This is a genomic window from Streptomyces sp. ERV7 (assembly GCF_001653515.1).
In the GTDB taxonomy this organism is placed as follows: Bacteria; Actinomycetota; Actinomycetes; order Streptomycetales; family Streptomycetaceae; genus Streptomyces.
The window spans coordinates 1-11,603 of record NZ_LYOY01000046.1; the positions used below are offsets into that span (position 1 = coordinate 1).

At 71.9% G+C, this 11,603-nt stretch carries 10 protein-coding genes; 8 read left to right on the plus strand and 2 right to left on the minus strand.

What is annotated here, in order from left to right; genetic code table 11:
- Positions 1 to 148 precede the first annotated feature (148 nt).
- From A8W25_RS22760 to A8W25_RS22775, 4 genes are all read left to right on the plus strand, one after another.
- A complete protein-coding gene (locus A8W25_RS22760; RefSeq protein ID WP_067164455.1) occupies positions 149 to 2,485 on the plus strand; it encodes a molybdopterin cofactor-binding domain-containing protein in 2,337 nt (778 codons plus the stop codon).
- Positions 2,486 to 2,493: 8 nt separating this feature from the next.
- A complete protein-coding gene (locus A8W25_RS22765) occupies positions 2,494 to 2,970 on the plus strand; it encodes a (2Fe-2S)-binding protein (RefSeq protein ID WP_067164456.1) in 477 nt (158 codons plus the stop codon).
- 89 nt (positions 2,971 to 3,059) lie between these two features.
- Positions 3,060 to 6,320, plus strand: a complete 3,261-nt coding sequence (locus A8W25_RS22770) for an AfsR/SARP family transcriptional regulator (protein WP_067164458.1) — start codon at positions 3,060 to 3,062, stop codon at positions 6,318 to 6,320.
- A 187-nt stretch (positions 6,321 to 6,507) separates the two neighbouring features.
- Positions 6,508 to 7,617 carry an alpha/beta hydrolase gene (locus tag A8W25_RS22775; protein ID WP_234386553.1) on the plus strand — a complete coding sequence of 370 codons (1,110 nt, stop codon included), beginning with the start codon at positions 6,508 to 6,510 and terminating at the stop codon, positions 7,615 to 7,617.
- 132 nt (positions 7,618 to 7,749) lie between these two features.
- Here A8W25_RS22775 and A8W25_RS22780 read toward each other — a convergent pair whose 3' ends face one another.
- Positions 7,750 to 8,139: an SHOCT domain-containing protein gene (locus A8W25_RS22780; RefSeq protein WP_067164459.1), complete on the minus strand. Its 390-nt coding sequence runs from the start codon at positions 8,137 to 8,139 to the stop codon at positions 7,750 to 7,752.
- A gap of 197 nt (positions 8,140 to 8,336) precedes the next feature.
- Here A8W25_RS22780 and A8W25_RS22785 point away from each other — a divergent pair, with 197 nt between their 5' ends.
- The 4 genes from A8W25_RS22785 (at position 8,337) to A8W25_RS22800 (ending at position 10,982) form a co-directional block, all read left to right on the plus strand.
- Positions 8,337 to 8,891 carry a potassium channel family protein gene (locus A8W25_RS22785; RefSeq protein ID WP_067164461.1) on the plus strand — a complete coding sequence of 185 codons (555 nt, stop codon included), beginning with the start codon at positions 8,337 to 8,339 and terminating at the stop codon, positions 8,889 to 8,891.
- A gap of 211 nt (positions 8,892 to 9,102) precedes the next feature.
- The gene (locus A8W25_RS22790) at positions 9,103 to 9,450 is read left to right on the plus strand and encodes a peptidoglycan-binding domain-containing protein (protein WP_067164463.1); all 348 of its coding nucleotides are present in this window, start codon (positions 9,103 to 9,105) and stop codon (positions 9,448 to 9,450) included.
- Positions 9,447 to 9,743: a hypothetical protein gene (locus A8W25_RS22795; protein WP_067164465.1), complete on the plus strand. Its 297-nt coding sequence runs from the start codon at positions 9,447 to 9,449 to the stop codon at positions 9,741 to 9,743. Before A8W25_RS22790 ends, A8W25_RS22795 begins: the two co-directional genes overlap by 4 nt.
- Before the next feature lie 180 nt (positions 9,744 to 9,923).
- Complete coding sequence (locus A8W25_RS22800) at positions 9,924 to 10,982, plus strand: radical SAM protein (protein WP_067164467.1); 1,059 nt, start codon at positions 9,924 to 9,926, stop codon at positions 10,980 to 10,982.
- A gap of 13 nt (positions 10,983 to 10,995) precedes the next feature.
- On the opposite strand, the gene A8W25_RS22805 is transcribed toward A8W25_RS22800, so the two are convergent.
- Positions 10,996 to 11,466, minus strand: coding sequence for an SRPBCC family protein (locus A8W25_RS22805; protein WP_067164469.1), 471 nt, complete (start codon positions 11,464 to 11,466; stop codon positions 10,996 to 10,998).
- Positions 11,467 to 11,603 lie beyond the last annotated feature (137 nt).

The following is an 11,603-nucleotide window of genomic DNA, read 5'->3' on the forward strand; positions in this document are numbered from 1 at the left end:
GTGCCGACCCCGCCCGCGCCGACCGGCCGCGAGCTGACGCACCCCCAGATCACGTCACACCAGGCCTGTTTCACGCCTGGTGTTACTCATGAGAAATGTGTGACCCTCTGACACGGCGCAGACGGCGCAGGTGACGAAGGGACAGTCGATGGCAGCCTCGGGTCGTCCGGAGCATGAGGACGAAGCCCCCGCCCCCGAGGTGGGGCGGCGGAGGTTTCTGGGATATGTGCTCGCGGCCTCGACGCTGACGGTGGCCGCGCAGCTCGGCGAGGCGGCCCTCGCACCCGCCCAGGCCGAGGCGGCGGTCCCGTCGCTGCCCGGCCCCTCCGAGATCTACGATCTCAACGACATGCTCACGGACGCCGCCCTGCCGACGGCCGGTCTCATCACCATCGAGGTCCACGACGACGGCACCGCCTCCTTCGTGCTGCCCCGCGCCGAAGTGGGCCAGGGCGTCACCACCTCCTCGGCGATGCTGATCGCGGAGGAGCTGGACCTGCCCCTCGACCGGATCCGGGTGAGCCTGGCCGACGCACGCCCGGAGCTGCTCTTCAACCAGATGACCGGCGGGTCGAACACCACCATCGCCACCTACACCCCGATCCGGGTGGCCGCCGCGACCGCCCGGGCACGGCTGGTGGAGGCCGCGGCGGACCTGTTGGGCGAGGCCGCCTCGACGCTGACCACCCGGGCCGGAGTCGTCACCTCCCCGCGCGGCAGCAGCGCCACCTACGGCGAACTGGCGGCGCGGGCCGCGAGCCGCACCACCGTACGGATCCCGGTCACCCTGAAGAAGCCCGCGCAGTTCGGCGTCATCGGCACCCCGCGCGGCCGGATCGACGCGCTCGCCGCGGTCACCGGGCGCAAGCAGTTCGCCATGGACGTCAGCGTGCCGGGCGCGCTGCCCACGATGGTGTGCCGGCCGCCCACGATCAACGGAACCGTACGGTCGGTGGAGAACCGGGCGGACGTCCTCGCCATGCCCGGCATCACCGACGTCGTCACCGTCCCCACCGGAGTCGCCGTGCGCGGGCGGACGTTCGGCCAGTGCATCGACGCCGTACGGGCACTGCGGGTGTCCTGGGGCCCCGGCACCGAGGAGGGCGCGTCGGACGCCACCGTCCTCAAGGAGCTCCGCGCGGCCGAACTCCCGCTGGTGGTCCCGGCGCTTGACCCCCTGGTGCACTCCGTGGACGCGCGCTTCACCTTCCACTTCGCCAGCAGCAGCGCCCTTGAGCCCAACTGCGCGGTGGCGGACGTCAGAAGCGACGGGGCGGAGATCTGGGCGTCGCTCAAGACCCCGATCACCGCCCGGGAGACCATCGCGCTCAAGCTCGGTCTGCCGCTGTCCGCCGTCAAGGTGCACGTCACCGAGGGCGGTGGCTCCTTCGGCCGCAAGCTCTTCTTCGACGCGGCCCTTGAGGCGGCCCGGATATCGAAGGCGATGGGCAAGCCCGTCAAACTGATGTGGCACCGCACGGACGACTTCCGCCAGGGCCGCACCCACCCGATGTCCACCTCCCGGGTCCGGGCCACCTACGCGCTGGGCGAGGTCCTCTCGTACGAGCAGCGGCACACCTCGGTCGCCACCGACTTCGGGCACGGGCTCGGCGAGATCATCACCTCCATGGCGGCCAAACTGCCCGTGGGCGACCTCGCCTTCTCCGAGACGATCTTCGAGCTCACCCAGCAGAGCCCGTACCACTTCGGCGTCACCACCCAGCTGCTCAACGAGGTCGACAAGGGCTTCAACACCGGCAGCATGCGCAACATCTACTCGCCCAACGTCCGCTGCGCCCAGGAGCTCGTCGTCGACCGGCTCGCGGCGCGTATGGGCAAGGACGCCTACCGGTTCCGCCGCCAGTTCCTCAAGGAGGACCGGGCCCGCGCAGTCCTGGACAAGGTCGCCCAGGTGGGGGAGTGGGGGCGGAGCATGCCCGAGGGCACCGCGCAGGGCATCGCGCTGCACCCCGAGTACCACGGGTTCGTCGCCGTGCTCGCGGAGATCGACTGCCGCCCGGAGACGACCGGGCGGCACATCCCCGACGCGTACACCGGCCCGAGGGTCACCCGGGTCGTGTGCGCCGTCGACGTCGGGCTCGCGGTCAACCCGCGCGGCCTGGAGGCCCAGATGATGGGCGGCATCATGGACGGCATCGCCATCACCCTCAGCTCCGGGCTCCACCTCAAGGACGGCCACTTCCTCGAAGGCAGCTGGGACAACTACTTCTACACCCGGCAGTGGAACACCCCGCCCGAGCTGGAGATCATCGTGATGCCGTCCACCGGCGACAAGCCGGGCGGAGCGGGGGAGCTGGCCGTCGCGGGCGCGATGGCGGCGGTCGCCTGCGCCTACGGCCGCGCCACCGGCACCATGCCGACCACCTTCCCGATCAACCACGACGGCCCGCTCGGCTTCGAACCGCTGCCGACCGTCCCGCCGATCCCCGCGTCCCCCACCGACGGCCTCGACCGCGCCTACTAGGAGCATCCGTGCCTCAGCACACCTTCATCCTCAACGGCAAGCCGGTGTCGGTGGACGTCGAGGACGACGTCCGGCTGCTCTGGGTGCTGCGCGACGTCCTCGGCGTGACCGGCCCGAAGTACGGCTGCGGCCTCGGCGTCTGCCAGGCCTGCACCAGCCACATCAACGGCAAGGCCTTCAACCCCTGTTCCGTGCCGGTCAAGGACATCCGCCCGACCGACGAGGTCACCACCATCGAGGGGCTGCCCGCCACCGTCGGCAAGGACCTGCACCCCATGCAGGAGGCCTGGCTGGAGTACGACGTGGCCCAGTGCGGCTACTGCCAGCCCGGCCAGATCATGGCCGCCGTCGCCAAGGTCCGCCAGGCCCGTGCCGCCGGCCACGAGATCGGCGACGCGGACTTCGACGAGATCCGCAACATCTGCCGCTGCGGCACGTACCACCGCATCCGCGAGGCGATCAGGGCGGGCGCGAAGAACTTCTGACGGGCGCCTCTGACATGTTCAGCGCAGGTGGCGCGCTACGATGCACGCCACGGGGGCCCGGCCAGGCCCGGAAGTGCGCGGGAGAACACGTGAAGTTCGGGCTGCTCGGTCCGCTGTCCGTCCATGACGACCACGGAGTCGAGCGGACACCGGTCTCGCCCAAGGGCCGGGCGCTGCTGACCGCGCTGCTCCTCGCGCCGGGCAGGGCGGTGCCGCCGGTCCGGCTGGAGGCGGCGCTGTGGGGTGAGCGGCCGCCGGCCACCGCCCGCGCCTCGCTCCACAACCACCTGCTGCGACTGCGCCGTTCCCTGGGCGAGGAGGCCCGGATCCGGGCGGTGCCCGGAGGCATGCTGCTCGACGTCGAGGACGGTGAGCTGGATACCCGTGCCTTCGACGAGCACCTCGACGCGGCCCGGACCGCGCGCCTGGCGCAGGACTGGGACGGCGTCGTACACGAAGCGGACGCCGCACTGGCGCTGTGGCGCGGCACCCCGCTGGAGGAGTTCCCGGAGCTCGCCGAGGACGAGTCCGCCCGGGTCGGGCAGTGGCAGGAAGCCCGGGTGCAGGCCCTGGAGTGGCGCTGCGACGCGGAGCTGCGACGCGGCCGGCACGACGGACTGCTGCCCCAATTGTCCCGTCTGGTCGCCGAGTTCCCGCTGCGCGAGGCCTTCCACGTCCAGCTCATACGGGTGCTCCACCGCAGCGGACGGCGGGCCGAGGCGCTGGCCGCCTACCACCGGCTGCGCCGCACCCTGATCGACGAACTGGGCGTCGAGCCGGGCCCCGGCGCGGCCGCCGCCTACCAGTGCGTCCTGACCGACGACGCCGCACCGCCCGCCCCGGGCCCGGACGCCGACGCCGTACCGACGTCCCTGCCCCGGGACGTCGCCGCCTTCACCGGCCGCGAACGCGAGGTGGAGGCCCTGGTCTCGGCGGTACGCGACGGATCCGCCGGAGCCTCGGGCGTGGTGGGGATCCACGCCGTCGACGGGATGCCGGGCGTGGGCAAGACCGCGTTCGCCGTCCACGTCGCCCACCGCCTCGCCGCCGACTTCCCCGACGGCCGTCTGTTCCTGTCGCTGCACGCGCACACGCACGGAACGCCGCCCGTCGACCCCGGCACCGCGCTGACCAGCCTGCTGCTCGCGCTGGGGACGGACCCCCAGCGCATCCCGGCCGATCTGTCCGCGCGCGCCGGACTGTGGCGCGGCAAACTCGCGGGCGGGCGCTACCTCGTCCTGCTCGACGACGCCGGCGGCAGCGAGCAGGTGGAGCCGCTGCTGCCCGGCACGCCGGGTTCCCTGGTCCTGATCACCAGCCGCCGACGCCTGGTCGCACTCGCGGACGCGGTGCCGGTCACCCTGGACGTCCTGCCCGAGGACCGGGCGGTACGCCTCCTCGTGGCCAAGGCCGGGCGCCCGGACCTGACGGCCGAGGATCCCGGCTGCGCCGAGCTCGCCCGGCTCTGCGGACATCTGCCGCTGGCCCTGCATCTGACGGCCGCACGGCTGCGCCACCACCGTGCGTGGAGCGTCGAGGACGTGATCGCCGACCTGGCGGCCGCGAGCGGCCGGATGGCGGCGCTCAGCTCCGAGAACATCTCCGTACAGGCCGCCTTCGAGCTCTCCTGCCGCGATCTCTCCCCGGACCAGCAACTGCTCTTCCGCCGCCTCGGGCGGCAGCCGGGGATCGACTTCGACGCGTACGCGGCCGCCGCGCTCCACGGCACCGACCTGCCGACCGCCCGCCGCCTCCTGGAGGAGCTGGAGGACCACCATCTGGTCGAGGAACCGACGCGCGGCCGCTACCGGATGCACGACCTGGTGCGCGACTACGCGCGCGCCCTCACCGACGCCGACCATGACGCCGGGCACCGCGCCGACGCGGCGCGGGCGGTGGAGCGCCAGCTCGACTACTACCTGCACGCGGCCCTGCGAGCCAGTCGCTGCTTCGCCCGCTACGAGACCCCGGCCCTCACTCCCGGCGCTCCCGCCCCACGAGCCCTGCCGCCGGTCGGGGACGAGGACCGGGCGCTGGCCTGGATGCGGGCCGAACACGCCAACCTGAGCGCGGCGGTCTCCCATGCCGCCCGCCACGGCCACGGCGAGCATGCCGTGCAACTCCCGGCCGCCATGGCGGAGTTCATGCGCACCCAGGGGTTCTGGGGCGACGCCCTCGCGCTCCACCGGACGGCGCTGGGCGCCGCGCTCCTGCGCGAGGACCCGCTCGGTCGCGCCCTGGCACTGCGCAACACCGCGGTCATCGAGGCGGCCCGGGCCGAGTTCGAGCGGTCCGAGACCAACCTGCTGGCGGCGCTGGAGATCTTCCGTGCCCTGCGGGACCGGGGCCGCGAGGCCATCGCGCTCCACGACCTCTCCTCCGTCCTGCGCCGCACCGGACGCTATGAGGAGGCGCAGAGCTCGCTGGGGCAGTGTCTGCGGTTGTTCGGGGAGGCCCGGGACGCGCGCGGCCAGGCCCAGGTGCTCGTCGAGCTGGGGCATGTCCAGCAGCTCACCGGACGCTTCACCGAGGCGGCCGACAGCATGGGGCGCGCGCTCGAACTGCACGCCGCCCTGGACAACCGCCTCGGCCAGGCCAACGCGCTCACCGCGCTCGGCGACGTACACAAGTCGATGGGCGAGTACGCGGAATCCGTCTCCTGCCACCGCCGGGCCCTGGTGCTCTACCGCGACCTGGGCAACGAACTCGGCCAGGCGAACGTCCTGAGCGACCTCGGTGACGTGGCGCGGCTGACCGGGGCGTACGAGGAGGCCCTGGACAGCGTCGGGCAGGCGCTGAGCCTCTACCGCTCCCTCGGTGCCCGGCTGGGCGCGGCCAACGCGCTCGCGCACCGGGGCAGGATCCAGCAGCGCGTCGGCCGGGTGACGGAGGCGGAGAAGGACCTCCGGGAGGCGCTGGACGTCTGCCGCTCCCTCAACAGCCGTATGGGGCAGGCCTATGTGCTGATGTATCTGGCCGAGGTCCGGGTCGTCGGCGGCTCGCCCGCCCGCGCCCTGGAGAACGCCACCGCGAGCGTGGCGCTGTGCCGTGAGATCGGGGACCTCGGCGGCGAGGCCGAGGCGCTCAACACCCTCGGCGCGGTCCAGCGCGCGGACGCGGCCCCGGCCGAGGCCCTCGACTCCCACCGGCGGGCCCTCGAACTGGCCCGTGAGGTCCGCTCCCCGTACGAGGAGGCCCGCGCCCTCGAAGGCCTCGGCGAGAGCCTGCACGAACTGAAGCGGCCGGACGAGGCCGTCGCGCAGCTGACCCGGGCACTTGAACTCGCCCGGGCGCTCCGGACACCGGACGCACGGCGCATAGAGGCGCGGCTCGCGCGGGGGCCGCTGTAGTACGGGCGGTGCTCCGCGCCGCGAGCGTGGTGATCTTGCGCGTCCGTTACTGTCCGTGTCGGTTCGCTCCACGTCAAGCGTTGATCACGGTTTGGCAAATTTGGAACCCTTGCAGCTGCTTTGTCCATCCCCGGAGGCGGAAGACGACCGTCGTGCCCCGAGGGGCCGAAGCAAGCCGGAGCAACTGATGTCGCACATGTCCACCAAGACCAGGGACGGGGCCGAGACCTATCGGTCCCGGGGTCACCGTCGAGCCTCCAAGGCCCGGCGATGGTCTCTCGCCTTGGTCTGCGTGGTGCTGCTCGGGGCGATCGCCTGGCCGGTCATGAGCTACTTCGAGATACCGCCGTTCACGGACAAGGGCGACCCGATCTCGTACGGCAAGATCGACAGCAAGCCCGGCGCCCAGCAGAAGCCCGCGGACTCCAAGACGCTGATGCCGACCGGACCGGCCGCCGACTTCAAGATCTCCAGCACGCTGGGTGACGGGACGCACGTCGGCGTCGTGAAGATCACCGGCAAGAAGTCCGGCTTCACGGGCAAGGTGTGGGTCTGGGCGCCGAAGGAGTACGACGACCCGAAGTACGACAAGAGCGGCTTCCCCGTCCTGATCGCCCTCCCGGGCGGCCCCGGCTTCCCCAACAACTACTGGATGGACAACAACCTCAAGCTGGAGTCCTCCATCTCCAAGTGGGCCGAGGAGGGCAAGGGCAAACCGTTCCTGCTGGCCATGCCGGTGCTGAACCCCAAGCCGGACGACGGCGGGCTGTACTGGGACGGCAGCGACATCCCCGGCCAGCCCAAGATGGGCACCTGGCTGACCGAGGACGTGCCCGACCTCATGCGGCAGAACTTCCGCACGATCAAGTCGCGCGACGGCTGGGCCTTCATGGGCTCCTCCTCCGGCGGCTTCGCCGGCCTCAAGGCCGTCCTGAAGCACCCCGACAAGTTCAAGGCCGTCATCGCATCCGGCCCCGACATCGTCCCGGACTCGCCCTTGTGGAACGGCCACCCGAAGGAGAAGGCGGCGAACAACCCCGAGGTGCTCTCCAAGCAGCTGATCGCCGCCAAGGGGCCGGACGTGTATCTCGCCTTCCAGTACGGCACGAAGGAGTCGTCCGTCATCCCCAAGGTGAACAAGTACATCGCCACCTACGGGAACAAGGGCCCCATCCACACCCACCTCGAAGTCATCCAGGGCGGGCGGCACAACGCGGTGACCTATGTGAAGGGGATGGACGCGAGCAGCATGCAGTGGATCAGCGAACACATCGAGGGGCCGACGCCGGCGTCCTGAGCGCGTTCGTGGTCAGGGGCGAGCTCCGCAACCTCCGCAACCTCCGCAACCTCCGGAACGGACACTCTGGTGGCCGCCCGACGGTGACGTCCCGTCGCTCGCGTCGCTCCCGTCGTTCCGGGCCCGTCGGCCTCACGCCAGGATCTTGGCCTTGGCGCGCTCGAACTCATCCTGCGTGATGTCGCCCTTGTCCTTCAGCGCGGAGAGCCTGCTCAGCTCCTCCACCGAACCGCCGCCCGTTCCGGCCGCCTTGCGGACGTACTGCTGGAAAGCGTCCTCCTGCTGCTTGAGCTGCTTCGCGTCGCGCTGTCCCATGCCCTGTCCACGGGCGATGAGATAGACGAAGACCCCGAGGTAGGGCAGGACGAGCACGAAGACCAGCCACCCCGCCTTGGCCCAGCCGCTGAGGCTGTGGTCGCGGAAGATGTCGGTGGCGACCTTGAAGAGCAGGAAGAACCACATCACCCACAGGAACAGCCACAGCATCGTCCAGAAGAGGTTGAGGAGTGGGTAGTCGTCCATGCTCGGCTCCGATCACAGGGGTGGTTCCTTCCTACCTTCGGTAGGAGGAGACCGCATTCCGGGGCGGATCCCGTGGCGGGGTCCCGTCCGCCTCCGGTGGCGGGAGCGCCCGTTGCCGTCTCTCCGGAAGCCGAGGAGGATCGGCCCCGGGCGCGTCGTCGCCCTCCCGCACCCCCGCGCGCACACCGGAGCGGCCCATGGAACGCGCAGGCCCCGGAGACCGGCGCCGCCGCCGTGCCCTGGCCGGCCATCTGCTGCGCTCGGTGGCCTCGGTGACCCTGCTGACGGCGCTGTACTACCTGGCCCCGCTGGACCGGGGCATCGGCGTGGGCACGGTCGTGGCGTTCGTGCTGGGGCTGGTGCTCTTCGGGTGGCTCACGGCCCGGCAGATCGCCGCCATCACCCATGCGGAGTATCCGCGGCTGCGGGCGATCGAGGCCGTGGCCACCGCGGTGCCGCTCTTCCTCGTGCTGTTCTCCGCGACGTACTACCTGCTCGCCGACAACCGGCCGTCGTCCTTCTCCGAGCCGCTGAGCCGGACCGACGCGCTGTACTTCACGGTCACGGTGTTCGCGACCGTCGGCTTCGGCGACATCGTGCCCACCACCGGCGCCGGACGGGCGCTGGCCACCGTGCAGATGCTCGCGGATCTGATCGTGGTGGGTGTGGTCGCCAAGGTCCTCTTCGGCGCGGTCCGCGTCGGGCTGCGCCGCCGGGGTACGGCCCCCGAGGATCCGGGGGAGGAGCCGTGACCGGCTGCGGGACGCGGCCGACTGCCGCACCAGGTGGAGGCCCGGGCCGGCTACCGCTCTGGTTGCAGGCGGCATCTCAACCCCCCGTGTGACGCCTCGCGGTGCCCGCGCTCCCTAGGGTGGCGTTCCGGCGGCGGCGTACCGGCACGCCGCCGGAGTACGGCGACTCGCGTCGTGCCCTGCGCGGTCGCCCCCACCCACGGGAGGCCCCATGAGACAGGTACGGATCCTCGTAGTCGCGGTCATCAGCGCGGGAGTGCTGGGCGGCGCGGGAATGCTCGCCCCGGCCGATGCGGCCACGTCCGCCGCGCCGAACGCCGCCGGGTGTGCGCAGACCAGGCCGTTCCTCTCCCAGGGCGACCGCGGCACCTGCGTCCGCTACCTCCAGCAGAAGCTCACCGACCAGGGCATCGGCACCCGCGTCGACGGTGTCTTCGGCAGCGGGACGGCCAAGTCGGTGAAGACCTTCCAGTACGCCTGCGGCTACCGCGGCCGCGACGTCGACGGACTGGTCGGCCCCCGGACCTGGGCCGGTCTGCTGGACCACGCCTGTGTGTGAGGAACGGCCGTAACGGCCGGCTCAACGGCGACGAACCGCAGGTGCGGCGTGCGCTGGCCGACGCCGTGCGCAGGCTGGCCGCTGACCACGTGCCGCTGGACGCACCGATCGGCAGGGTGCAGCGCTGGGCGGGAATCCCGCTGCCCGGCTGCTCCGGAGGCGAGGGCTGCTTCAACGTAGTGAACGCGACACCCACGGCCGGCAGCGGCGGCGCCACGCGCCCGAGCTCCCCGGACGACCGCGCGGAGATAGCGGCAGACCCCCGGCTGCGGATCACGACGCTGCGGGGCTGAGCGGGCAGCGGCTCGCGGTTCGGGCGCGGTGGGGCGGCCCGTCCGGTCCGCGCCATCCCCAGAGTTGGGGATACCGCGCCCGGGTGACGCCTCCTAGTCTGAGCGAGGCGGGAACGTCCCCCACCACCGCACGGGGGACGTTCCGGCATCGAGACGGCGGGCGGACACGGGGAGCAAGTGATGGAGCGCGCGAACAACGTTGCCGATGCCCCAGAGTCCGTCATCTGGGACATCACCTATGCCTGTCCGCTGCGCTGCACCCACTGCTACTCGGAGTCCGGCAGGCGCCCCTCGCGGCAGGTGAGCCATGACGACATGCTCCGGATCGCCGACGCCCTCATCTCCCTGGGCCCGGTCCAGGTCACCCTCGCCGGCGGTGAACCGCTCCTGGTCAAGGGCGTGTTCGAGGTCGCGGAGCGGCTGTCGCGAGCGGGTATCGCGGTGCTCGTCTACACCGGCGGCTGGAACTTCCAGCCGTGGATGACCGAAGAGCTGGCGCGCGTGTGCCGTCGGGTCGTGGTGAGTGTCGACGGCCCCACACCCGAGGTGCACGACCGGATCCGCGGCAGGGCGGGTTCGTTCGAGCGGGCGATGCGAGCGCTCGCGCTGCTCGAAGCCGGAGCGCGGGAGCGGGCCGATCGCGGTGACCGCCCGCTCCCGTTCGCGGTCGACTGTGTGGTCGTCAAGAGCAACGTCGACCGGTTGGAGGAGTTCTGTACGGACGTCCTGCCGCGCTTCCCCCATCTGAGCTCTCTCGACTTCGGCGCCGCCGTACCGTCGGGGCTCGGCAGCCGCGCCGGATACGCCGAGCATGAACTGCTCTCGGACGAGCAGCTCGCCCGGCTGGGCAGCGAGGAGCAGCGCGCGCGGCTCCAGTCGCTCGCCCCCGCCACCGTGCGGGTGGGCACGTCGACCAACTTCTCCTTGCAGATGAACCCCGAACAGGTCGCGCGCGGACTGGACTTCCAGTCCATCCAGGTCGAGCCCGACGGGCAGGTGAGGGCCATGCTCATCTACGAGGGAACGGTCGGCAGTCTGCTGGAGGAACCGCCCGCGGAGCTGTGGCGGCGTGCGGTGGAGCGGTGGACCGACCCGTTCGTGACCGAGGCGCTCTCCGATGCGGGCACCATGCGGGCCTGGGCCGAGGCCGTCCGGCGCATCGACTACCACTTCGGCTCCGACGAGGTCCGCGCCCGTATCGACCGCCGCCCGGTGTTCACCGCGCCGGGTGCGGGATGAGGGACGTTTCGGGTCAGCCCTGCGCGCCGGACCCCGGCGTCCACCGGTCGGGGCCCGGGTCGCCGCCCCGGGCGCGGATCGCGAGCCGGTCGAGGTAGTGGTGCCAGCCCTCGGAGTGGCCGGTGCCGGCCTCGGGGGTGGGCAGACCGGTGTGGACCAGGCGCAGCAGGGTGTCCTCGCCGTCGGGTTCGAGGGTGACCTCGACCGTGGAGGAGCCGGGTGCGACGGGGGTGCCGCCGCTCTCCCAGCCCCAGGTGAACACGACGCGCCGAGGCGGTTCGACGGCGAGGAAGCGGCCGGCGGCGCGGTGCTCCCCGGTCACCGTCGTGCGGTAGGCGCCACCGGGTTCGAAGGAGAAGGTGCCCTCGGTGCCCATCCAGGACAGCCAGCGGTCGTGGTCGGTGAAGAAGGAGAACACCGCGGCCGGGCTCGCGGCGATGTGCCGTTCGACCGCGACCGTGTTCCTGCTGGCGGCGTCATCCATGCGTCGGCCCTTCCTCGTGCCCGTCGCGCCGGGCCGGGAGAAGCGGTCGCTCCTCCCGTCCGGCGCAGCGTAACCAGGCCGGAGTGCCTCAGCACGTCGAGCCGTGCGGATGGACGTTGTTGCGGCTCCGCCGCGAG

Excerpts from the sequence above, each read along its gene's own strand:
- A8W25_RS22760 (WP_067164455.1), top strand. The coding sequence starts at position 149 with ATGGCAGCCTCGGGTCGTCCGGAGCATGAGGACGAAGCCCCCGCCCCC.
- A8W25_RS22775 (WP_234386553.1), top strand. The coding sequence starts at position 6,508 with ATGTCGCACATGTCCACCAAGACCAGGGACGGGGCCGAGACCTATCGG.
- A8W25_RS22780 (WP_067164459.1), bottom strand. The coding sequence starts at position 8,139 with ATGGACGACTACCCACTCCTCAACCTCTTCTGGACGATGCTGTGGCTG.
- A8W25_RS22785 (WP_067164461.1), top strand. The coding sequence starts at position 8,337 with ATGGAACGCGCAGGCCCCGGAGACCGGCGCCGCCGCCGTGCCCTGGCC.
- A8W25_RS22790 (WP_067164463.1), top strand. The coding sequence starts at position 9,103 with ATGAGACAGGTACGGATCCTCGTAGTCGCGGTCATCAGCGCGGGAGTG.
- A8W25_RS22800 (WP_067164467.1), top strand. The coding sequence starts at position 9,924 with ATGGAGCGCGCGAACAACGTTGCCGATGCCCCAGAGTCCGTCATCTGG.
- A8W25_RS22805 (WP_067164469.1), bottom strand. The coding sequence starts at position 11,466 with ATGGATGACGCCGCCAGCAGGAACACGGTCGCGGTCGAACGGCACATC.